Raw genomic sequence first — 23,621 nt, forward strand, 5'->3', positions numbered from 1 at the left:
TTTGTCGCGTCTTGAGGCAAAAAAATCCCCTCATGCCGTTGAGCATAAGGGGATAGAACGATCGTTAAACGTCGTTTTATAGCGCCATCATATGGCGCTATAACATAAACTTAAGCACGTTCGCGACGACGAACCGGCGCATCACCGTCGTCACGACGACGACGTGGCGCACGCTCAGGTGCACTGTCTTCACTAATTTCTAACGGACGGCCAGCCACGCGGGCACGTGCCATTTTCGCCAGAATAGTGGAAGGCAGGCCACTGGGTAGTTCAACTACCGAGAAAGCGTTGCGGATATCGATACGACCAATACGCGCACCTTCGATGCCACCTTCATTCGCAAGCGCACCAACCAGTTGACCAGGCTTAACGCCATCTTTATGGCCAACAGAAACACGGTAACGAATCATACCTTCGCTCGGCGCGCTTGAACGCTCGCGACGGCCACCTGGCTTACCAGGAGCGCTATCACGCGGAGCACGTTCTTTACGTGGTGCTTGCAAGCGACCAATCGGTGCTTCGTCAGCACGCGCCATTGCGGCAAAGGCACAAGCTAGCTCAATCGCGTCATGGCCTTCTTCTACTAGGCGCTCAACCAATGCACGTTGCTCTTCAGCCCCTTTGGTCAGAGCCGCAACAACGCGATGATGGAACACTTCGTCACGGTGAGCGCGGATAGCCGCTTCGTCTGGCAGCGGCATTTCAGTCATTTTCTGACCGGTCGCCTGCTCCATCCAGCCCACTTTACGGCCTTCACGGAAACCAGCGAACGTAATCGCGATACCGCTACGACCCGCACGACCAGTACGACCGATGCGGTGTGTATACGCTTCTGCGTCTTGCGGCAGATCGTAGTTGATAACGTGGGTAATACGCGGAACGTCGAGGCCACGAGCAGCGACGTCGGTCGCAATCAGTACATCAACCTTGCCGCGCTTGAGACGCGTAATAGTGCGCTCACGCAGGCTTTGGTCTAGATCACCGGACAGGCCAGCAGCATTAACACCACGCGCAGTCAACTGTTCCACCAGCGTGGTACACGCAGCTCGAGTACGCACGAAGACAATAGCGGCATCAACCGGCTCGACTTCGAGAATGCGAGCCACGGCTTCAAGCTTAGCGCCACCATCAACGCGCACAATGCGCTGCTCAATGTTTTCACCGGTGGTCGTGCGCGACTCAATCGCGACTTTCACCGGATTAACCAAATAACGGTTAACAATGCGTTCAATTTCAGTCGGCAGCGTTGCCGAGAAGAACACACGCTGAGCATCTTTAGGGGTATCGGCAACCACGCGTTTTACGTCGTCGATAAAGCCCATGCGCAGCATTTCGTCAGCTTCATCCAGCACGAGTGCCGAAAGACCGTCGAGTTTCAGACTACCGCGATCAAGGTGATCAATAATACGGCCGGGGGTGCCAACAATGACTTGGGCACCGCGCTTTAGCGCACCTAACTGCTCGCGGTATTCTTGACCACCACAAAGGATCGCTACTTCTAGACCCTTAAGGTTTTGGCCATATTTACTGAACGAGGCCGCCACCTGCTGAGCAAGTTCACGGGTCGGAGCCATAACCAGTACCTGAGGCTCGCGACGGGTAAGTTCTAAACGCGATAATAAAGGCAGTGCAAATGCAGCAGTTTTGCCGGTGCCGGTTTGTGCTTGGCCCAGCATATCGCGGCCTTCCAACAACGCAGGAATTGTCTGCGCCTGGATGGGCGAGGGAATTTCGTAGCCTTGTGCTTCAACAGCAGAGAGAACGGCAGGCAACAGAGCAAGATCGCCGAAGCTCGGCGAAGCGACAGAAGTCGAGGTCATTAATCACACCTTGGTAGGCCGGCTATACCGGCAAAAAACATCGTAAGCGTCCCTGACTCTGCTTGTTAACACGCGTGACAATGCATATTAATAAGCAAGGATCCGCAAGGCGGATATCATCATCAGTGGAGTCGGAGACGCCGGTCGCACCTAGCATTCGGTTAGCAAACACGCTGTAGCGGGCTAACCGCTGTGGCGACCTTCTGCGCCGATTTCACCCGTTTGGTGAAATGCTGGAGGCGCGCCATCTTCACAGCAATGAACATCTGCAGTTGGCAAGATGTTCTCGCAAGCATTTCACTTCGTAGTCAAAACTACATAGGAAATCGCTTATCGTCGTGATGGAGGGGTCAACACATGCGAGGAGCGCGCATCCTAACACTGCTGGTAGCCCATGACTAGTTTTTTTACATTAACCGTTATTAACAGACTTGCGCATACTCGCTATTCGTCTAACCTGAGAGATGCCGAATGATGTTCACTAACTTCAAGGAGCGATGCAATGAACTGGGATCAGATAGAAGGCAACTGGAAAGAAATGAAAGGAAAAGCACGTGCTAGCTGGGGCGAATTAACAGACGATGAGCTGACGCAGATTGGCGGCAAGAAGGATCAGCTTGTCGGGAAAGTGCAGCAGAAATACGGGGTAGCGCGTGAAGAGGCCGAGCGCCGTGTAGACGACTGGGCCAACGATCTTTAGGAGTCGCAACAGCAGCCAGATTGACGATCCACCAATAGCTACATGGAGAGAAGCTATGCGTAAATCACTTTTGACAACAGCTATCAGCACTGTACTTCTGGGTAGTTTGGCGTTCAGCGTTCAAGCGTCCACAGAGCCACAAGGCATGTATTCTGCTGATGACATTCTTGATGCCGACGTTTTCTTTACCGACGGTTCAGGTGAAGAAATAGGTGAAGTGGAAGATATCCTTTTCGATGATGATATGCGTATCTCAGCCCTTGTCATTGAAAGCGGTTCGGTGCTTGGTTTAGGCGGTCGCGAGATTGTCGTTGGTACTGACTACTTTACACTGGAAACACACAGGGAGGGTGACGGCGATACCGAACACCGCATTATGCTGAACGCCTCGTCCGAAGAGGTTGAATCATTCCCAACTTATGACCGTGATTGGTGGGAGCAAACCAAGGAAAATGCTCGAGATGCTTGGCAAACCACCAAAGAAGGTGCGCAAAGCGCTTGGCAGACTACCCGCGAAGCGGTTGATGCCGACGAATAATCCGACCAAACGAATAATCCAACCAAATTAAAAAGGGCCATCCAAACTGGATGGCTCTTCCCTTACGCCGAGGCTCTACGACGTATCCCCTTCCCCGGCAACCGCTCACGATCATGCGCGCGCTCGAAATCCAGTAGCGGTCCAGCAGGCACAATTCGTGTCGGGTTAATGGTATCGTGACTGTAGTAATAATGGCGTTTTATATGGTCCATATTGACCGTCTCTGCAATGCTCGGCCACTGGTATAACTCGCGAACGTAATTGGCGAGATTTGGGTAATCTTCGATACGTTTAAAATTGCACTTAAAATGACCGTAATAGACAGCATCAAAGCGGATCAGCGTGGTAAAAAGCCGAATATCAGCTTCGGTGAACCACTCGCCCGCCAGATAACGATGCTCACTCAGCCGCTTCTCCATGCGCTCTAAGGCATCGAACAATGCCTGCACATGCTTTTCATACACCTGCTGATCAGTCGCGAAGCCCGACTTGTAAACACCGTTATTAATGTGGTCGTAAACATCGTCGTTAACCTCATCAATAGTGCTACGTAGATCTTCAGGGTAGAAATCTAAATCGTTACCGGTCAGTTCATCAAAAGCACGATTAAAAATGCGCAGCAAATCAGCCGATTCATTATTGATGATTGCACTGCGCTGCTTATCCCATAGCACCGGCACCGTGACACGGCCAGTATAGGCTGGGTCTGTCATGGTATAGAGCTGGCGGTGATAATCGACATGGTTAACAGGATCGCCGCTGGCACCTTCGCTTTGATCATATGTCCAGCCTTGATCCAGCATCAGCGGGCTAACATGTGAAGCGCCAACCAGCGACTCTAGCCCTTTTAACTTGCGCATCATCAGCACACGATGTGCCCAGGGGCAGGCAAGCGATACGTAAAGGTGGTAACGGCCTGTTTGCGCGGGGAAGCTCTGCCCGCCTATTCCCGGCCCCTCTCCCGCAGCGTCGCCCACCCAATCACGCAGCTGTGCAGATTCACGAACGAACTCTCCGCCGTGCTTTTTGGTGTCATACCACTGATCTACCCACTCACCATTTACAAGTAATCCCATCGAGCGTCTCCTTAAAGGAACGTACTAACGTTACGAAATATGCCCAGGATACGCCCGACTGTTCGATGCTCAAGCGGATGTTTTACGGTATTTCGTTCGAGGAAATCGAATCCTTAGGGCAAAGCTCGCTTACGCCTTGCTTCAAGGCTTGTGCCATCGCATGTGCAGCGGGCCCAGCTTGGTCACGATCTCTAAAGATTAATTGCATTGGCACCTCTCGAATACCACCGGCACTCAGCGGTAGAGGCTTAAGCTGCCCACTGGCAAGCTCATCAGCAATACGGGTTTCTGGCATCCAAGCAAACCCTAGCCCACGCTTAAGCATATCCAGTGATGTGTGGAGATGGCTGACTGTCCAGCGCTGCTCAGCTTTTAACCAACCTGCATTCATTGATTGGCGTAGCGCCGAATCACGAACGACCAACTGGCGATGCTGGGTGAGATCCCTCAGATCCAGCGAACGGCCAAGTTGGTGTAAAACATGACTGGGGTGAGCAACAGCAATAAAGCGCACGTTGACCAGCGGCTCGCCTAAATACCCCTGCGCTGCAATACCCGACACCACCAAATCGGCTCGGCCATCGTAAAGCATTTCCGTACCGCCATTTAATACACTTTCATGGAGTTGCACCCTGACTTGGGGGTACGTTTCTGAGAACCGCTCCAGCGCTTTCGCTTGCACCGCCGCCGGAAAAATCTGATCGATCGCGACGACCACTTCTGCTTCTAAGCCCTCGGCTAACCGAGTCGCAACATCCTCCAAAGACGCCGCACTCTCAATCAACTGACGCGCTCTGCGCAGCAACAGCTCACCTGCTTCAGTTAAGCGTACTTGCCTACCCACAGGTTCCAGCACTTGAACACCCAACTGCTCTTCTAGCTTGTGCACAGCATGATTAAGCGTGGAAGGGCTTTTATGAATAGCTTCCGCCGCCCGCGCAAACCCGCCATGGTCAACAACGGCTGCCAGCATCTGCCACTGTGCAAGAGTTACTCGAGACATTTCGATTTCCTCGACGCTAAACAGCGAAACAATCCGCTTCCTCTTCAAAAAACCTTTCTAGGATGCCAGGAAATAGCGCTGAGTACTTGCTTATAAACAATTATTGCCACTTCATGCGTGGCTAGGTTTGATTCCGCCTCACTCGGTATGACAAATTATGACGAACAAACTATTATGAGCTCCCAACTGCAAGCAAACCCAAAAGAAACAACAAACAGAAAAAAATAAATACAATTCGATACAAAAAAACAACAGTAGCCACAATCACGTCCATTTAAAGAGCGTTCTACCTGCAACAGACTTTGCTTATGCATCACCACATCGAAAAATACTTATACAAAATCGACACCAAACCAGTACGACGTTTAAAAATATTAATTTTACCTCAACATTAGGGAGAAATAATTGATTCCCGGGCCTTATCTATGGATACTTAGCCGAAATATTGATGTTGAGGGCAGTTACCAATCGAGTTACTTTTTTTAGCGAACAGCGTTCCAAAACGGTAATACTTGCTTATTACCTGCGCATTTAAACAAAAGTATATTTGGTGTATAGGCATACAGTCTGTTCACCCCTACTCTCATGGGGTATGGTTTCTGGGTTTACTTTCGTTCATGTTATCTATTTATTACGAACTCGGCGGCCCATTTACCCATGTTGCGAATTCTTCATTCGCTGCCCCGCACGCATAAATTATTACTGTTACCCGTGGCTACAATGGTCACTGTGCTGGGCGCACAAAAATTAATAACGACCTATCAGGATTTAAATCGACCTCACACTTCGCTGGAGAGCGTGCTAGTACCGCTACCTAGTGACTCTGCGCCAGGGGTTCCCTCGTTGCGTCAAGAGCGCACCCCTGTGGCAGAAGCGATCGACCGCGCATCCCGCGCTATCGACGCTACGCGAGACCATATCCCACTGAGCGATCTTGCTACTACTGAACTGGTCTATTTGGATATGATTACCAGTGCTGAGGCCTCTATGGCTACCGATGCGGAATCGGAAGCTCAATTAGATGACGGCGCACTTCACATGGCAGTCGTGTTAGGCACACTGACCAGCGGCATGCTTAATATCGACGACCCTACTCCCGTCGACATCGCTGAAGCTACCTCCTACGAAGATTATGGCATTGATCTGTTTGATGACATTTCTTTTTTGGAGCTTGAACTCGCTGTTGATGAGCCTTTCGTGCCCAAGTGGAAAACTCACCTGGTTGAGTCTGGCGAAACATTCGCATTACTGGCACAAAACGAGCTGGGCCTCGGCTATAGTGAAGTAGTAGCGCTTCTGGAAGACCTCCCTGATCCACGTATTTTCACTCATTGGCAAGCTGGTCATAGTTTCGACTACCAGTTAGATGAAGACGGTCGACTGTTGTCATTGCGTATGATGAAAAATGTGCGCGATGGTGTTTTGCTTGAGCGTGAAGAAGAGCATTTTGCCGTTACGACTATCGAGCGACAGGGTGAGGCGGTTCAACGACTTTATGCGGGCAGCATCAGCGGTAGCTTTGCTCGCTCAGCTCAAGCCACCGGTCTAACCAGCAGCAACGTAACAGAGCTAACACGACTGCTTGAAAAGAAGCTTGATTTTCGACGTGACAGCCGCCGCGGCGACCGCTTTCAGGTACTAGTTGAGTCAGACATGATTGACGGGAGAACACTAGACTCTCGTGTACTGGCGGTACATTACGATGGCGAGCGTATGGATTTAACGCTCGTTCGTAATGCAAGCGATAACAACTTTTATACGCCTGAAGGAAGCAGTCTGGATCCTGCTTTTGCGCGTTATCCATTTGAAGGCAACTACCGTTTGAGCTCAGGCTTTAACCCTCGTCGCAAACACCCGGTGACTGGCCGCATAAGCCCTCACAACGGCACAGATTTCGCGATGCCCGTTGGAACGCCCATTGTTGCTCCTGCCAACGGTCGCGTTGAGCGTGTTGGCAACCATCATGCTGCTGGTCGTTACATTGAGGTTCGCCATGATAACGGCTACCGAACCCGTTACCTACACTTATCCCGACCACTGGTCAGCCAGGGCGAGCGCGTTGAGATGGGAGAGCGCATTGCACTTTCAGGCAATACAGGGCGTAGCACCGGGCCTCACCTTCATTATGAGGTCATCGTCAACAACACCCCTGTCAATGCAATGACGGTGGATCTGCCGGAAAATACCAGCCTGAGCGGCGATACGTTAATCGCATTTCAGCGGCATGCCGAGCCCATGCTTGCCGCCCTTAACAGTGGTGAAACAGGCACTATTAACGTTGCGAACTATCGACGCCAACAAAGTGACGATTGATTTATCGTACTAACATTTGATGCCGCCCTATTGGGCGGCATCAATGTTTTTAGCACTGGCGATAGCGTCTTAAGCTGCCTGAGATAACGCTGCTAGCAACACCGCATCGCGACGATAGACATCATCGCGAAACTCTACATTTCCCTGAGCATCTGGCCAAGCAGTCAGATAGTGCAATGCCACGGGAATGCGCTGGGGCAAATTAACATTACGGTCACTGCCACTGCTATTTAGCAAGTTCGATAGCTGATAACGGCTGCCGCTATCTTGAAGCAGAAGTTGTGCAAACTCTCTTACGCCTTCCACGCGTACGCAACCAGAACTTAGCGCACGCTGATTACGCTGAAATAGGCCTCTAGCCGGCGTATCGTGAAGATAGATCATCTCACTGTTAGGAAAACGCACAACCACACGCCCCAGTGGATTAGCACCACCGGCAACTTGTCGCAGCATGACACCCCCTGGTCGCTGCCAGTCAATTGAATCAGCGTCCAAGCGCTCTCCTGATGTACTCAGTACCTGGATGTTACGGCGCGCCAGATAACCGGGGTCCCTGCGTACCTGTGGCAAAACATCCTCACGCATAATTGTCGGCGGAATTGTCCACGAAGGGTTTATCGTCAAGTGGCTAATCGCCGAATGGATAATAGGGGTTTCACGCTGCGGCGTGCCTACCACTACTCGGGCATCCCAGTGTTCACCATTAGGCCGAATGTAGTGCAGTCGATACCCTGCAATATCTACCCACACGCGCGGCCCATTTTGAGAAGGTTCAATCCACCGTGCTCGCTCAAGATTGACACGCAGCTGGTCAATGCGCGATGAGATCGGGGTATTCAGCGCCAGGCGCGTGCGCTCTCCCACAATACCGTCAACCTGCAGCTGATGACGACGTTGAAAATTCCTAACCGCATGCTCTAACTCCGTATCAAAGGTGCGCGGGTCACTTACTGCTGACTGCACACCAATCATTGGATATGCGCTACTATCTGCCGATAACAGGTTGGCATTTCCCCAGTATGCCAAACGCTGTCGCAACACCCGCACATCATCGTGCGTATCTCCAGGACGCAATGCGTCATCTCGGCCCGCCAGGTAGGGAACGCTACCTTGTGATGCAAGACGACGATACTGGCTAAGCGCATCACGTAGGTGAGCGTATTCCGCCGAAGCAGGCCGTGCAGCAGTCAATGCATCTTCTATATCGTTATTCTGTACCGCATGCACAACGCGTAGTAAGGCATAACTGCGTTCGGGTCGTGGAATATCCCAGTCAGGCTCGACTTCTTTTGGGCTCACCTTTCCTCGCGACAAATGGTCAAGCGCCCACAGCAATGCGGCGGTGGCCTTCATATCAAAATCGACCTGTGCCGAACTACCTGCTTGCTGGCGGTTGTGAAATGCGTCAAGCAACGTATCCGCATGATAGTCACTGGGTAGCAATCCATCATCTTCAAGGCTCTTTAATGCATTCACTAATGCTTCAACACGACCAACCTCTTGCCAAACAAGCTCATAGTCGAGCTGTTGGTAAAATGCATCGACAGGCAAAGATGCATGTTTTTGTGCGTCAATCCGCTGAGCTAACACCTGCCCCAAAGAGCCTGTATCAGCGTGCGCACTGCTTAATAGGCTAGGCGACTGATTCAGTGTCAGACATAGAGCCAGTCCTATCGCCCATCGTCTTAGTAACTGTGTCTCGTTCATCGCCCCTCCGTGCGTTACTATCATCATTGATGCGGCACTTCCTTTCATCATAGCCGTTTATGCGCACCCTTCGCTGATATCTATTGTGAGATTGCACGCTATGCCTTCATATCTGCGTACTTCTACCGTCATTGTTTCTTTGCCATTAGCGTTATTGAGCCTTCCTCTGCAAGCGGCTAGCTACTTCTCTCAAGTAGCATCCACACCACCTCTCGGTGTTTCCCCCTTACATCATCAATTGCTCCAACTCGCACCCTCAGCGACACCAGAGGCGCTCAGGTTGGCAGCTCAGTCATTAAGCTGCGCTGACCCATTTGCTGAGCGCTTGGCCGTTATTGACTACTCACTGCCTTCCACTGAGCCACGCATGTGGGTCTTCGACTTACACCAGCACAGGTTACTGTTTGAAGAGCTGGTTTCTCATGGCCAAGGGTCGGGCGACAAACTGGCCGAAGTGTTCTCCAACACACCGGAAAGCCACCAATCCAGCATCGGGCTGTTTCGTACAATGAATAGTTATTACGGCCGCAACGGCTACTCACTGCGTCTTGAAGGTCTGGAACCAGAAGTCAATGACCTCGCATTTGAGCGCGCCATTGTGATCCATGGTGCCGACTATGTTAGCGAAGAGTTTATCCTGCAAACCGGTAGGCTCGGTCGTAGCCACGGCTGCCCTGCCGTTCGCGAAGAGGTGACTTATCCGTTAATCGACAGCTTGAAAGAGGACCAATATGTGTTCGCCTATTACCCTGATGAAGAGTGGCTAGCGACGTCACAGTTTCTTCGCTGCCTGGGGGGCAATGATACCCACGTAGCTCAACGCTAATAAAACGACCCAATCTCACTAGTTTGCCCTCCCTAATGAGTGGCCTGCCGTGCATTCTGGTCTGTGCGGCTGATGAGGCTGTATGAAGATCCCCCTTCATTCAACTAGCGTAAGACTGATTTTCATCATTAATACAGGGCAATACCAGCAAGCCTAGCAACCACCTGCAATACTTTGTGACAAAAGATCACAAAGCACTTCACTATCCTTGCAGGTACTGGCTATGTTTGCGTTTATGCACCCCTATCAAACTATCCACCGCTTAGAGCAAGAAGTAGCGGCGTTGACGACCCAACTAAACGCCGAAAAAAAGCGCCACGACTGTCGTGCGATAAGCATGATGACGCCTGTTGAGTCACTTAGCATGCTTCAGGCCAGAGGCTCAGACATGCTTTGCTCGCTTAGCAAAGGCGTTGAAGTTCATGCTCAACACCTTGCTGCCGAGCGCGCCACACTGACGGATACCTTTTCTCGTTTGCATAAAGCCGAGCAAACGGTGCAAACCTTGCAACAACACCGCCAACGCTGCCAGCAAACGGAAACATACTTATCGTCACCTTTAGTCGTTGAGCAAGCACTTCACGATATTCGTCAACTTAGTGCCGAACTAGGACGTAACGCAGGTCATACACAGGCATTAGCCATCACTGCCGCTTTGGAGGTCACCCACTTTCCTGAGCAACCCACAGGCATGCCAGTGATTGTGCAAGACCTGCAGCAGCTCTCTGAACACACTCAACAATTAGCGCATCAGCTAGAACAGTGGATCGAGCGTACCGCATCGCACATTAACGAAGATGCCAAAATCCGTGACTACCAACAGCGCGAAATACATGCATTAACCAGCGCAACACAAGCAGCTGAACAGGCAATTGAGCAGCTGATCGATCAGTCACGCCATATGTATAAAGTGATACACCACAGTACAACAACCGCCTATTTACACGCCGCCAAACTTGAGCACGCCGTGTGGAAAAGCCGACTTTATAAACAGCTTCTCTCCGCTCAACTTGACGACAGTCTAGAAGATCATCAGCACTGCACACTTGGGCATTGGTACTTTCTCGGTGATGGTTGTCGCTATAAGCAAACGGATGCTTACAAAGCATTGGCGGCACCACATAAGCGCTTTCATGAAAGCGGCTTGGAAGCGCTGAGGTTTGCTCGCCAAGGAGATCACAATGGCCAGTTAGCAGCCTTGGCATTAATGGAAGAAGCAAGCAACCAGCTAGCGCAACAGCTCGACCAACTGATGGAGCATGCGGTTTATGAGGTCTCTCTTTCCACAGGTCGGCCCTCTCCACTCGCAGATTCACCTTAATGGCCTGTCACTCTATTCTTGGGGGGGCTTGCACACAGCGCTAGCTTTTATGCCATGCTGAGCATGTAACCATGTTTACTCACGCACTCAGCAGGGAAATGATATGTCGCAGGCCAAAAAGCTAGACCTCGCATTACAGGGCGGGGGAGCCCACGGTGCTTATACGTGGGGTGTTATTGATAAGCTGCTAGAAGATGACCGTATCGAGATAGAGGGCATCAGTGGTACTAGCGCGGGTGCTATGAACGGGGTCGTGATGGCCGATGCACTCACCCGAGGTAATAAAGAGACAGCCCGCAAAGCACTGCATGATTTTTGGCAAGCCGTTAGCCGCGCGGGTATGTCGAGCCCAATTCGGCGCTCTCCATTAGACGTGTTAACGGGCAATTGGAGCCTCGACCATTCACCAGGCTATATAGCCATGGACCTCATGAGCCGACTGGTGTCCCCCTATCAACTCAACCCGCTTAATATTAATCCGCTACGCGATATCGTCGCTGAACATGTTGATTTTGAACGTGTGCGTCGCTGCGAGCAGCTCAAACTATTTGTGGCGGCTACTAATGTACGTTCCGGTAAACAGCGAGTATTTCGCCGCGAAGAGATGAGCGTAGATGCCGTCATGGCATCCGCCTGCCTCCCTTTTGTATTTCAAGCGGTTGAGATAGATGGCGAAGCTTACTGGGACGGCGGCTATATGGGCAACCCAGCTCTGTTCCCTTTAATGGAAGAGTGCAGCGCACGAGATATTCTGCTGGTGCAAATTAACCCTGTTAGCCGAGATGAAGTGCCTACGTCAGCTTCAGCTATCATGAATCGCTTGAATGAAATTACATTCAACTCCGCGCTGATCAAAGAAGTACGCATGATCTCGATGCTCAAACGCACACTGGATGAACAGGGTGTCGAAAACTGCTACCAGCAGGCACTTTTCCACCGCATCAGTGGCGAACAGGCACTTGAGGATCTTTCAATATCCAGCAAAATGAATTCAGAGTGGGCATTTCTATGCTACTTGTTTGACCAAGGGCGCGCTGCCGCTGAGCGCTGGCTAGAAACTCACTTTGATGCGATTGGCGAACGTTCGACACTAGATATTGAAGCCGTTTACTTACACGAATAATTGGCACTAACGTGTTGCAAACCCGCATCACAGATGCGCCATCTTGATGCGCCGCCTGCTTGAATCACTCCCCGCCAGAAAAAAATATAAAAACAAACCAATGATTTTTATGCAAAAAAAATCTTCTGGCGGATTATTTGCAACTCTTACTGTGAATGATGGTAGGCGTGGACCAGGCCCAATGGGTACGAGTGCGTCGAACCTGCCCTTCAATGGCGAAGGCATGTTCTCGTAAACAACATAGCTTCCTCTTCAGACGCTATGTTCGGACAAACTCGTACCATGCTCTGTGAGGCCATCCATGGACATTCGCAATAAAGCCAACCGTATTCGATTATTCAACTTTTCCACCCCTCAAATGCGTGCGTTCCACTTCTCTTGGTTCGCCTTTCACATTTGCTTCTTTGGCTGGTTTGGCATCGCGCCGCTTATGGCGGTTGTGCGTGAAGATCTTTCGCTTACCCAAACCCAAATCGGCAATACCATCATTGCCTCCGTTGCTATCACTGTTATTGTTCGCCTGTTAATCGGCGTATTGTGTGACCGCATTGGGCCACGTAAAACCTATACCTTCTTATTAACACTCGGCTCTATACCGGTCATCGGTATCGCGTTTGCCAACAGCTTTGAAACATTTCTGTTAGCACGTTTGGCCATCGGTGCCATCGGCGCATCATTTGTGATCACCCAGTACCACACTACGATGATGTTCGCCCCCAATGTCGTCGGTACCGCCAATGCTACCAGTGCAGGCTGGGGAAACTTAGGCGGCGGCACCACACAAATCCTGATGCCGCTGATCTTCTCAGGCCTACTCATGCTGGGGGTTAGTGAAACACTGGGATGGCGACTAGCGATGGTGGTACCTGGTGTGGTGCTATTTTTTACCGGTATTGGCTATTGGTTTTTCACTCAAGATGCGCCCGATGGTAACTTTAGCGAGCTACGCGCCCGCGGTGAGCTACCCGAAGCCACCGGAGAAAATAGCGCCGTCCATAGCTTTCTAGCCGCAGCAAAAGACATTCGTGTATGGGCGTTATTTGTTGTCTACGGGCTCTGCTTTGGCGTCGAGCTAACCATCAACAATATTGCGGCTATTTACTTCTTTGACAAATTTGACCTGACCCTGGCAACTGCCGGTTTAATCGCTGGTTTGTTTGGCCTTATGAACATTTTCGCCCGCACCCTTGGCGGCGTCTTTTCAGACTTATTTGCCAAACAAGGCGGTTTAAAAGGTCGAGTGCGCTGGCTGTTTATTGCATTAATCTGTGAAGGGATCGCTTTAATCGCCTTTTCACAAATGCATGTTTTAAGCTTGGCAATTGGCATTATGCTGGTGTTCAGTCTTTTCGTGCAGATGGCTGAAGGCGCCACCTACGGCGTAGTACCGTTTATCAATAAAAAGGCTCTCGGCGCTGTGGCGGGTATTGTGGGTGCAGGGGGAAATGTGGGGGCCGTCTCTGCCGCCTTCCTGTTCCGCAATGAAAGCCTAAGCTACCAGCAAGGGCTCTTTTATCTTGGCATTACCGTATTAGTACTTGCATCTTGTGTGTTGTTGGTTCGTTTCAGTGATGCAACAGAAGCAGAAGAAGCGTCAGCCTACCGAGATGCCGTAGGCGACGACGCAGGCGCAGGCGCGCTCTCGTTGCGTTAATTTCCACTCACCCCTCTGCATGCTTTTCCCGCTGCAGAGGGAGCTTTCATGCTAGGCGGGGAGTCAAAGGAAACCATTATGTCTTCAGCTCAACAGCTACTCTTAACCGCCCTCCGTTGTGACATCGACAACCTGGACCATTTGGCCACCACCTCAGAAATCGTCGGCGATATTAGCCATTTTATTCACCGGCTCCAACGGGAGCGTGGGGCATCGACGATATATCTTGCCTCTAAGGGCAAGCGGTTTAGCACGCGGCGAAAGGAGTACCTGAAGCATAGTCAGGAAGCCGAAACCGTCATGCGACAACGGCTAGAAACTCTGACTGAAGAGGCGCGACCACAAGCAGCCGCCCGCTTACTGAGGCGAATCGCTGCGGTGTGGCTTGCCCTTGATGACCTTGACACCTTACGGCAGGCGATTGATTCATTTTCGATCTCTCCTGACGCAGCAACACAAGCGTTTAACCATTTAATCAGCGGTTTACTCGCCATCGTATTTGAAGCAGCAGACACTTCCGCAGACCCAGACATCACACGTACGTTGGTGGCTATTTTTCATCTGATGCAAGGAAAAGAACTTGCGGGACAAGAACGTGCCTGCGGCGCATTCGGCTTTACCCATGGGCATTTCGACGAGTCCCACCGAGAACTACTCAACAGGCTGGTACATGACCAGCAGCGCTGCTTTGATACCTTTGTTGAGTTCGCCTCTCCCGAAGCTCAACTTGCCTGGCAACAAGTCCTCTCCCAGCAAACACTCGCGGGGATTAATCAGCTTCGCGAGGTTGCCTGTCAACATGCTCGCCAGGAAACGCATGCAGACAACACGCTGGGCGAAACATGGTACGAACTCACTACCTTACGCATCGATAATATCAAGGCAATCGAAGACACACTCAACACTCAGTTAACCGCGTTATGTCATCGAAAAATTGCTCATGTTCGTGCGACCTTAGAGCAGGCTAAAATCCCCCCTAGCCAATCACCATTACCCCCTTGCGAACAACTGCTTGCCTTAAGTGACCGCCAACCGTTAGGAGACCTGACAGCCAGCGCCCTAACATCTCCTCTGGGTCGCTCACTTATTGAACTTGCCCACGCCCAATCGAGCCATCTTCAGGGCCTTAGCGATGAGCTGGAAAATACTCGTAAAGCACTGCGTGAACGCAAGCTTATCGAGCGCGCCAAAGGGCTTATTATGGCGTACCAGGCGATGACAGAAGAGGAGGCTTACCGGTTTTTACGTAAAACTTCGATGGATCAAAGTAAAAGCATGGCCGATATGGCACAGTCGATACTCGATCTCTCAGTGATGCTTAAACACAAAGAGCAAAAGCACACACGTTAGCCTATGCCATCCATCAGCGCTCGCGCCTTGACTTTCTCACGACCAGCCCACATAACAACAGGATACCTAGCGCGCTAATAAATTAGCCGACCATTCGTTTTCTATCCAGGTGTTCTATGAGCCAACTCGCCAATACCGCCCTTTCTGTGCTGGACTTAGCACCGATTCGTCAAGGCGGTAGCGCTGAAGAAACGTTTCGCAATAGCGTATCCCTAGCACAACGGACCGAACAGCTCGGCTATACGCGTTACTGGCTGGCGGAACACCACAACATTGCTGGCATCGCGAGCGCAGCGACTGCCGTATTGATTGGTCATGTCGCTGGGCAAACATCCACTATACGCGTGGGCAGCGGTGGCATTATGCTGCCCAACCATCCTCCCCTGGTGATCGCTGAGCAGTTTGGCACCTTAGAAACGCTCTACCCTGGTCGGATTGATTTAGGGCTGGGGCGTGCACCCGGCTCAGATGGTGCCACCATGCAAGCGATGCGCCGCAATGCACAGGCGGGAGTCGATGACTTCCCACAACTGCTTAATGAACTACGAAGCTACTTAGCGGATGCAGAGCCGCAGCAGCGAGTAAAAGCCGTACCTGGGCAAGGCACCCATGTACCTATCTGGTTGCTCGGCTCTAGCGGTTATAGCGCGCAATTGGCCGCTAAGCTTGGGCTACCCTTTGCGTTTGCGGCCCAGTTTGCGCCTGGCTACTTGTTTGAAGCGTTGCGGCTCTATCGTGATAATTTCCGGCCTTCTGAGCTATTGGACACCCCCCATGCCATGGTAGGTCTGCCCGTTATCGCCGCAGAAAATGATGCCATGGCACATTACTTGGCAACGACCTCTCAACAGAAATTTCTTAGCCTTATTCGAGGCAAGCCGACCCAGTCGCTCCCCCCTGTTGAACAGATGGACTGGACACCAGTGGAGCGCTCTCAAGTCAGCCAATTCCTAGGCGCAGCCATTATTGGTGGGCCCGATACGGTCAAAGCTGAGCTAGAGGCCTTTCAAGTACGGACAGGGGCCGACGAGCTCATGATCAACAGCGATTTTTATGACCATGCCGACCGCTTGCGTAGCTATGAAATTGTGGCAGACGTCGCTCGATAATCCCTCAACTAAGCGCCAAACCCATGACCACACTTAGCTTTACGCCAATGACGCAAGATGACTTCGCTACTTTCTGGCCACACTTTCAATCCATTGTTGTGGCACAAGAAACGTATGCAATAGATCCAGACATTACGTTTGAAGAGGCTTATACATTGTGGTGTAAGCAGCCCAAGGCGTCATTTGCGGTAACAGATAACCAAGGCGAGTTACTAGGCACTTACTATCTAAAAGCTAATGCAGCAGGCCCTGGCCAGCACGTTTGTAACTGCGGCTATATGGTAACGCCTGCCGCGAGAGGCAAAGGTGTCGCCCGCCAGATGTGCGAGCACTCGCAGCATGTAGCGCGTCAATATGGCTTTGAAGCGATGCAGTTTAATGCGGTGGTGACCACTAACCAAGTGGCCGTCGCGCTATGGCAACGGCTAGGGTTTGCGATTGTCGGCACGATTCCCAATGCTTACCGGCACGCATCCCTTGGTTTAGTCGATAGCTACGTGATGTATAAAGCGCTTTAATGACCACTGGATAAAAGGGCGGCGGGTTATTTAAGACAGCGTTGCAATAGCTCTTCGGCAGCGGCGCTGCCTAACTCGGTTAAGTGGGTAATATTTCGCTCAGGGATTTGCTCCGTATCACCATAAAAAGCAATGGCTTTTTCGACACTAGCCTCGCGCAGCAGATGAACCATCGCATAGGGCGAGCGGTTGGTGTAATTGGCTGCGTCTTCAGGTTCAGCATCGCCAAAACAGTAGTCAGGATGGAACGTTGCTAACTGATAGACCCCTTCATACCCCAACTCTGCCAGCAGACTTTCCGCAAGCTCTATATAGTCCAGATAGTGATCAAAGTTTTTAAACAGCGTGGGAAACACCAGCAGCGTGGTTTCCGTTTCCGGGTGTTCATTTAGCCACTCCACTTCGGCAATAAGCTCTTCCAATGCCACGTCGATTTTTTTCGAGCGCACTACCTCGACCCGAAGAGTACCGCCTTCAAGCTCGCGTTTAGCAAACGGGCATATATTGTGCCCGACAATAAACGTGCGCACCCATGCTAATGTCTGTTCTGCTATCTGGTTATCTGCCGCTTGCATTGCACCTACTACCTTACGTGGCGTGGCCGAAAGCCACTGTTAAAACACCCCAGTGTACCTGTAGAAAACCTCAAATACTTCAGGCATGCGCCTGATATCGCGCCAGCGCCACTTCATAGGATTGGTGAATATGCGCTTCCATTAAAGCGCGAGCTGCTCCGGCATCTCGGCTTAGCGCCAGTTCAACAAGCTGGTGATGCTGTTCATCTAACGCTTGGCGAACAGCAGGTATTGTAGGCCCTAAACGACGATAGCGGTCAAACTGGTCGTGAAGCTGTTCGATAAATCGCAACAACCAGACAGACCCACAAGGTGCTACCAGAGTGCGATGAAACTGAGTATGAAGGTGCTCCCACTCGTCAATTTTGTCGAGCGACATATCGGCTCGTTTTAAGCGATGCTCAGCTGCCAGCAGGTCGGCTTCCCACACCGCATCGCCATAAGCGATTGCCTGTTCTAGGGCCATGCCCTCAAGTTCCTTTCGCAATCGGGCAATATCATCCAGCTCCTCCCGCGATAGCTGCGGCACTCTAAAACCACGTTGATTTTCTTGGATCAACAAACCGTAAGCGGCCAGCTTATTTAATGCTTCGCGCAGCGGGCTTAACCCTACTTGGTAGTGCTCTTTGAGCGCATTAATGGCTAATTTTTCGCCTGCGGCAAAGCGGCCATCCACTAAATCTTTACGCAATGCATCATAAATAGGGCTAGAGGAGGCCGTACCAGTAGGAAGGGATATGTGTTTGTTCATTCCATGCTCCTTTTGCGTATCCTTCGCGAAGGCGGTAGTTAAGGAGATTCTATGACTAGGTGTTGACGCCCCACAACAGGCTCACCTATATTCTATTTTATTTAAAATAATCGATTTTTTACACATAAACGATACAGGCAGAGCTAATGCTTTTGATTGAGATGCCTCTCCTGCGAGCAGTGGGTACATGAAACAATCGGCGCTCTTTTGGGCTTTCTTCCGCGTTGGCATTTTTGGTTTCGGTGGTGGCCCTGCGATGATCCCCCTGGTACGCGCTGAAGTCGTTACACGGCACCAATGGTTAACCGATGAGGAGTTTGCTGATGTGTTAGCTATTGGCAATACGCTGCCAGGGCCTATCGCCACTAAAATGCCTGGTTATATCGGCTACCGAGTCGCGGGTGTCAGTGGCTGCGCAGCCGCTGTTATTGCCGTTATTCTGCCGATGATTGTTGCGATGATCGCGATGCTAGGCATTTTTAGTCGCTATCGTGACGTCGCCTGGATACGCGGCATGGGGCAGGCCGTCATTCCTGTCGTGATGGTCATGATGGGTCAGTTAGCGTGGGATTTCTTTGACAAATCCAACGCTGCTCTCGGCTGGTTAACTAGCACTCTCATGGCGTTAATCTCGGGCGGTTTAATCTACTGGCTAGGTGTGCATCCGGGCTGGGTGATTGGTGTCATCTTGCTAACTGCCTTGCTACGTCCAACGTATAAAAAGCGTGTGGAAGGCTCAGCATGATCTACTGGGAGCTTTTCTTAGCGTTCTTGATTCCTAACATTATTGGTTACGGCGGCGGCCCAGCGATTATTCCTCTCGTTGAAGCCGAAGTGGTTGGCCGTTATGGCTGGATGACCTCTCAAGAATTCGCCGAAACATTGGCTTTGGGTAACGCCCTCCCCAGCCCCATTGCTACTAAAATGGCGGGCTATGTGGGCTATGATGTCGCCGGCATTGGTGGAGCATTTGTCGCTGTTTCTGCCACAGTGGTTCCCTCTTTACTACTGATGATTGGGGCACTGGGGCTGCTTTATCGCCACCGCAACTCTCCCCGTGTCAAACGTATGAGCCAGTGGGTTCGTCCGGTAATCGCCATGATGATGGCTTGGCTAACCCTTGGTTTTTTCATAGAAAGCATCAACACCAGTGGCATGCTACATACCTTTTTACTTGGGGTTGTTGCGGCCCTTGCCCTAGTGCGCTTTAACATACACCCCGCGTTTGTTGTTATCGGCGCATTAATTTACGGCGCTCTTTTCATTAGCTAACAAACAATGCGAGGACTGGCATGCAATACGACCCTCTTTACTACCCTAGCGCCTCTCGCCGGATGGCGACGTTCGGTAAACGCGGGATGGTTGCGACATCGCAACCGTTGGCTGCCCAGGTAGGTATTAGCATTTTACAGCAGGGTGGTAACGCGATTGACGCAGCCATCGCCACGGCAGCGGCGCTCACCGTGGTGGAGCCGACCTCCAATGGCATTGGCAGCGATGCCTTCGCCATTGTATGGGTTGATGGCAAACTACACGGACTCAACGCCAGTGGCCCAGCCCCTCAAGCAGCGACCATTGAGGCAATTAAAGCACTGGGTCATGACACGATACCCAACCACGGCATGCTGCCAGTAACGGTACCTGGAGCGCCCGCCGCCTGGTCAGCGCTCTCTGAGCGCTTTGGCAAACTGTCGTTTGCAGAGTTATTAGCCCCCGCTATCGCCTTGGCGGAAGAAGGCTTTGCGGTAACACCCGTCATCCACCAAATGTGGCAAGAAGCTTACACGACCTACTCAGCTTATAGTGAAGCTGCTTTCAAGCCCTGGTTCGATACGTTCGCGCCAAAAGGTCGCGCTCCACGCCCGGGTGAGATGTGGTCATCGCCTGATCACGCTAACAGCTTAAACGCTATCGCCAACACCAAGGCCGAAGCCTTTTATAAAGGCGAACTGGCAGACGCTATTGATGCGTTTTCCCAGAAAAACGGCGGCTTATTGCGCAAAGAGGACCTGGCCGTCTATCAACCAGAATGGGTAGATCCCATTAGTGTTCGCTATAAAGGACACGATATTTGGGAAATACCCCCCAACGGCAGCGGTATGATCGTACTTCAAGCGCTCGGCATACTGGAGCGTTTAGAAGAGTGCCCAGGTAACACGTTAGAAACCCTTCACCGTCGGATTGAAGCCACGAAGTTAGCCTATATGGATGGTTTCAAACATATTACTGAGCGTGCTGATATGGTCCCTAGCACCGAGCAGATGCTAGATGATGGCTACTTAAAAGCGCGCGCCGAGATGATTGGCGAGCAAGCCGTTGACCCTGTTCATGGCAACCCACTACAAGGTGGTACCGTGTATCTTGCTACCGCCGACAACGACGGCAATATGGTGTCGTTTATTCAGAGTAATTTTAAAGGGTTTGGTTCTGGAATGGTGGTACCAGGCACAGGCATTAGCCTACAAAACCGAGGCTGGTCGTTCTCCCTAGACCCAGAACATGCCAATGCATTAGCCCCCGGCAAACGCACCTATCACACTATTATTCCTGGATTTATCACCAAGGATAACCAAGCTGTTGGCCCCTTCGGCGTGATGGGCGGTTATATGCAGCCCCAGGGCCAGTTACAGGTAGTGACGGCCATACTGGCAGACCACTTGAACCCGCAAGCAGCACTGGATATGCCCCGCTGGAAGTGGACAAAAGGCACAACGGTTGAGGTCGAAGCTGATTTCCCCAACCACCTTGCCCTAGCGTTGGCAGGTCGCGGTCATCACATTGTGAAAGTAGCCGATTCAATCAGCTTTGGCCGCGGTCAGATTATTCTGCGTGACCCTGACAGCGGTGTTCTGCACGGCGGTACTGAACCACGCACCGATGGCGCGGTATTGCCGCTTTAAACCTTCTCTCACCAAGGTCCTTTCCACACCCGTCTTGCAAGGCAACCTTACCTCTCTTACTGCTGGGCAATTTACGCACTGCACAGCAGTAAGCTGGCTATCAACGCCAAAGCATCGCATCATGGCAGTCTTCTTTAAAAGCTATGTTGCTAACTAATGACACCACCCCCTTCTGTACCCGCTCACTCTCCTTTCAGCGGTTTCTTTAGCGTGTTCCGTTATAGCCGACGTGCGCTTGCGCTGGTGTGGGAAACCTCGCGCTGGATGATGCTTGGCTTAGCGTTGTGCACCTTAGTCGCCGGTGTTCTACCAGCTGTGGCCGCCTGGGTCGGCCAACTGATTGTCGATGGCGTAGTGGCGGCGATGGAAAGCTATCAGGCAGCGAGCTCACCTAACCTCTGGGAAACACTAACGCCCGTATTAGGCTTAGTGGCCTTAGAAGGGTTGATTATTGCATTTATCGCCCTGGCTCAGCGCGGGCTATCGGCTCAGCAATCGCTATTGCGTGCGCTGCTGGGCCAGAAAGTCAACGTGATGATTTTAGAGAAAGCGGGCACCTTATCACTCAGCCAATTTGAAGATTCCGAACTGTATGACAAGCTCACTCGCGCACGCCGCGAAGCATCCACCCGCCCGCTCGCGCTGGTAAATAAAACCTTTGGGCTGCTACAGAACGCTATTTCGCTAGTCAGTTTCGGATTTCTACTGGTGCAGTTTTCGCCGTGGGCGCTGCTGATTTTGGTAGTTGGAGCATTACCGGTATTTCTCTCAGAAGCAAAGTTTTCCGGCGATGCCTTCAAACTGTTTCGCTGGCGTTCCCCGCAAACCCGCATGCAGATCTATCTAGAAACGGTGCTAGCGCGTGAAGACAGCATTAAAGAGGTAAAGCTCTTCGGCTTAGAAGGTCTTTTTCTCCAGCGCTATCGGGATATCTTTACCAAGCTATTTACGGAAGACCGCCGCCTAACGTTACGCAGGGAAAGCTGGGGATTTATCCTCGGCTTGCTGGGTACGATGACATTTTACGCCGCTTACGGCTGGGTGGTGATTGAAACAGTTGCGGGTGCGCTTACCCTGGGCCAAATGACCATGTATTTGATGGTGTTCAAACAAGGCCAGGGAGCGTTATCAGCAAGCCTCACGGCCATCAGCGGTATGTACGAAGATAACCTCTACTTATCTAACCTTTACGAATACCTTGAGCAGCCAACAGAGGCGGAAGAAGGTCACCTCACCCAGGGCATAACGCCGGGTGACGGGCTTCGCTTTGAACACGTCAGTTTTTCCTACCCGGGTGGCAGCGAGGTATTGCACGATATTTCTTTGCATTTAGCCCCAAGTAAAAGTATCGCGCTCGTTGGAGAAAACGGTTCTGGGAAAACCACACTGATTAAGCTATTAACGCGACTTTACCGCCCCACCAACGGGCGAATTCTGTTAGATGGCAGCGACCTCAATCACTGGAATACCCAGGCATTACGTGAGCGAGTTGGCGTCATTTTCCAGGACTTTGTGCGTTATCAGCTTTCAGTAGGTGAAAACTTAGGTGTGGGTGATACGCATGCCTTTGGCGATGAGAAACGCTGGCAGCAAGCCGCTCACGATGGCATGGCGGATAGCTTTATCGACCGCATGCCACATGGCTACCAAACACAGCTAGGACGCTGGTTTAAAAATGGCCAGGAGCTTTCAGGCGGCCAGTGGCAGAAAGTAGCGCTTTCACGGGCTTATATGCGACACAATGCCGATATTTTGGTGCTCGATGAACCTACTGCAGCCATGGATGCCGCAGCAGAAGCAGAAGTATTCGCGCGTTTCCGCGAGCACAGCCGCGATAAAATGACGATTTTGATCTCTCACCGCTTTTCGACGGTGCGCAGCGCCGACCAGATCATTGTGATTGACCAAGGGAGTATTATTGAGCGCGGTACCCATGAAGAACTGCTAACAGTCAACGGAAGGTATGCTTCGTTATTTCATTTGCAGGCAGAAGGCTATCAATAAAAAAGCCGACCTTAATAGGTCGGCCAAGCTGATGAGAGCTGCTCGGTAAAAAAGCCGAGCAGTAAGATGCCTGGGGAAGGCATCGCAAAAGCGCCTATTCAAGCGGCTTGGCGATGCCCTCGCTCTGAGGCTTTACCTTTGCGGGAGTAGCTACCTTTGCCTTTTTTCGGTGTTTGCTGCTGCATTTTGAACATGGGCGTTCGCAGCTGCGCTTTCAGTGCGTTATCGCGTATCTTGCCTTTTTTCACGGTGTACTCCTCAGTCTTTGAAAAAACAGCCTTTAAAAAACAGACATTAACAAACGCTTATCTGGCAGCGCAGTAGTTTGTCTTG

21 protein-coding genes are annotated in these 23,621 nt (G+C 51.4%); 14 read left to right on the forward strand and 7 right to left on the reverse strand.

Features of this window, described 5'->3' with window-relative positions; genetic code table 11:
• Positions 1 to 110: 110 nt before the first annotated feature.
• On the reverse strand, positions 111 to 1,820 hold the full coding sequence (locus tag HZS79_RS08350) for a DEAD/DEAH box helicase (protein WP_162219051.1): 1,710 nt from the start codon (positions 1,818 to 1,820) through the stop codon (positions 111 to 113).
• 502 nt (positions 1,821 to 2,322) lie between these two features.
• On the opposite strand from HZS79_RS08350, the gene HZS79_RS08355 reads away from it, so the two are divergent.
• Together HZS79_RS08355 and HZS79_RS08360 are read left to right on the forward strand one after the other, a co-directional pair.
• Positions 2,323 to 2,520 (forward strand): CsbD family protein, encoded by a 198-nt coding sequence (locus HZS79_RS08355; RefSeq protein WP_162219052.1) that lies wholly within the window; start codon positions 2,323 to 2,325, stop codon positions 2,518 to 2,520.
• Positions 2,521 to 2,575: 55 nt separating this feature from the next.
• Entirely contained in the window at positions 2,576 to 3,058 is a 483-nt protein-coding gene (locus tag HZS79_RS08360) for a PRC-barrel domain-containing protein (RefSeq protein ID WP_162219053.1), read from the forward strand.
• Between the two features lie 62 nt (positions 3,059 to 3,120).
• On the opposite strand, the gene HZS79_RS08365 is transcribed toward HZS79_RS08360, so the two are convergent.
• Entirely contained in the window at positions 3,121 to 4,134 is a 1,014-nt protein-coding gene (locus tag HZS79_RS08365) for a glutathione S-transferase family protein (RefSeq protein WP_179927582.1), read from the reverse strand.
• Between the two features lie 82 nt (positions 4,135 to 4,216).
• The gene (locus HZS79_RS08370) at positions 4,217 to 5,137 is read right to left on the reverse strand and encodes a LysR family transcriptional regulator (protein ID WP_162219055.1); all 921 of its coding nucleotides are present in this window, start codon (positions 5,135 to 5,137) and stop codon (positions 4,217 to 4,219) included.
• Between the two features lie 657 nt (positions 5,138 to 5,794).
• Here HZS79_RS08370 and HZS79_RS08375 point away from each other — a divergent pair.
• Entirely contained in the window at positions 5,795 to 7,450 is a 1,656-nt protein-coding gene (locus HZS79_RS08375; protein ID WP_162219056.1) for a peptidoglycan DD-metalloendopeptidase family protein, read from the forward strand.
• Positions 7,451 to 7,519: 69 nt separating this feature from the next.
• Here HZS79_RS08375 and HZS79_RS08380 read toward each other — a convergent pair whose 3' ends face one another.
• Complete coding sequence (locus HZS79_RS08380; RefSeq protein ID WP_179927583.1) at positions 7,520 to 9,157, reverse strand: L,D-transpeptidase family protein; 1,638 nt, start codon at positions 9,155 to 9,157, stop codon at positions 7,520 to 7,522.
• 100 nt (positions 9,158 to 9,257) lie between these two features.
• Here HZS79_RS08380 and HZS79_RS08385 point away from each other — a divergent pair, with 100 nt between their 5' ends.
• The 7 genes from HZS79_RS08385 to HZS79_RS08415 all read left to right on the forward strand — a co-directional run bounded on the left by HZS79_RS08385 (position 9,258) and on the right by HZS79_RS08415 (position 17,058).
• Positions 9,258 to 9,983 (forward strand): murein L,D-transpeptidase catalytic domain family protein, encoded by a 726-nt coding sequence (locus HZS79_RS08385; protein ID WP_162219058.1) that lies wholly within the window; start codon positions 9,258 to 9,260, stop codon positions 9,981 to 9,983.
• Positions 9,984 to 10,206: 223 nt separating this feature from the next.
• A complete protein-coding gene (locus HZS79_RS08390; protein ID WP_179927584.1) occupies positions 10,207 to 11,304 on the forward strand; it encodes a CZB domain-containing protein in 1,098 nt (365 codons plus the stop codon).
• Positions 11,305 to 11,407: 103 nt separating this feature from the next.
• Entirely contained in the window at positions 11,408 to 12,427 is a 1,020-nt protein-coding gene (locus HZS79_RS08395) for a patatin-like phospholipase family protein (RefSeq protein ID WP_179927585.1), read from the forward strand.
• A gap of 301 nt (positions 12,428 to 12,728) precedes the next feature.
• The gene (locus HZS79_RS08400; protein WP_162219061.1) at positions 12,729 to 14,081 is read left to right on the forward strand and encodes a NarK family nitrate/nitrite MFS transporter; all 1,353 of its coding nucleotides are present in this window, start codon (positions 12,729 to 12,731) and stop codon (positions 14,079 to 14,081) included.
• A gap of 78 nt (positions 14,082 to 14,159) precedes the next feature.
• The gene (locus HZS79_RS08405; RefSeq protein ID WP_179927586.1) at positions 14,160 to 15,431 is read left to right on the forward strand and encodes a nitrate regulatory protein; all 1,272 of its coding nucleotides are present in this window, start codon (positions 14,160 to 14,162) and stop codon (positions 15,429 to 15,431) included.
• Positions 15,432 to 15,547: 116 nt separating this feature from the next.
• The gene (locus HZS79_RS08410) at positions 15,548 to 16,540 is read left to right on the forward strand and encodes an LLM class flavin-dependent oxidoreductase (protein ID WP_179927587.1); all 993 of its coding nucleotides are present in this window, start codon (positions 15,548 to 15,550) and stop codon (positions 16,538 to 16,540) included.
• A 23-nt stretch (positions 16,541 to 16,563) separates the two neighbouring features.
• Entirely contained in the window at positions 16,564 to 17,058 is a 495-nt protein-coding gene (locus HZS79_RS08415) for a GNAT family N-acetyltransferase (protein WP_162219064.1), read from the forward strand.
• Between the two features lie 26 nt (positions 17,059 to 17,084).
• Here HZS79_RS08415 and HZS79_RS08420 read toward each other — a convergent pair whose 3' ends face one another.
• Positions 17,085 to 17,633, reverse strand: coding sequence for a DUF1415 domain-containing protein (locus HZS79_RS08420; RefSeq protein WP_179927588.1), 549 nt, complete (start codon positions 17,631 to 17,633; stop codon positions 17,085 to 17,087).
• Positions 17,634 to 17,712: 79 nt separating this feature from the next.
• Positions 17,713 to 18,384: a GntR family transcriptional regulator gene (locus HZS79_RS08425; protein WP_162219066.1), complete on the reverse strand. Its 672-nt coding sequence runs from the start codon at positions 18,382 to 18,384 to the stop codon at positions 17,713 to 17,715.
• A gap of 187 nt (positions 18,385 to 18,571) precedes the next feature.
• Between HZS79_RS08425 and HZS79_RS08430 the strand changes: the two genes are divergently transcribed.
• From HZS79_RS08430 to HZS79_RS08445, 4 genes are all read left to right on the forward strand, one after another.
• Positions 18,572 to 19,129, forward strand: a complete 558-nt coding sequence (locus tag HZS79_RS08430) for a chromate transporter (protein WP_162219067.1) — start codon at positions 18,572 to 18,574, stop codon at positions 19,127 to 19,129.
• Positions 19,126 to 19,656 carry a chromate transporter gene (locus HZS79_RS08435; RefSeq protein WP_179927589.1) on the forward strand — a complete coding sequence of 177 codons (531 nt, stop codon included), beginning with the start codon at positions 19,126 to 19,128 and terminating at the stop codon, positions 19,654 to 19,656. The genes HZS79_RS08430 and HZS79_RS08435 overlap by 4 nt, the downstream gene beginning before the upstream one ends.
• A gap of 20 nt (positions 19,657 to 19,676) precedes the next feature.
• Entirely contained in the window at positions 19,677 to 21,284 is a 1,608-nt protein-coding gene (locus tag HZS79_RS08440; RefSeq protein WP_179927590.1) for a gamma-glutamyltransferase family protein, read from the forward strand.
• Between the two features lie 156 nt (positions 21,285 to 21,440).
• A complete protein-coding gene (locus HZS79_RS08445) occupies positions 21,441 to 23,288 on the forward strand; it encodes an ABC transporter ATP-binding protein (RefSeq protein WP_179927591.1) in 1,848 nt (615 codons plus the stop codon).
• A 98-nt stretch (positions 23,289 to 23,386) separates the two neighbouring features.
• Here HZS79_RS08445 and arfA read toward each other — a convergent pair whose 3' ends face one another.
• Positions 23,387 to 23,536 (reverse strand): alternative ribosome rescue factor ArfA, encoded by a 150-nt coding sequence (gene arfA / locus HZS79_RS08450; protein WP_009722339.1) that lies wholly within the window; start codon positions 23,534 to 23,536, stop codon positions 23,387 to 23,389.
• Positions 23,537 to 23,621 lie beyond the last annotated feature (85 nt).

This window comes from Vreelandella zhaodongensis (assembly GCF_013415115.1).
GTDB lineage: Bacteria > Pseudomonadota > Gammaproteobacteria > Pseudomonadales > Halomonadaceae > Vreelandella > Vreelandella zhaodongensis.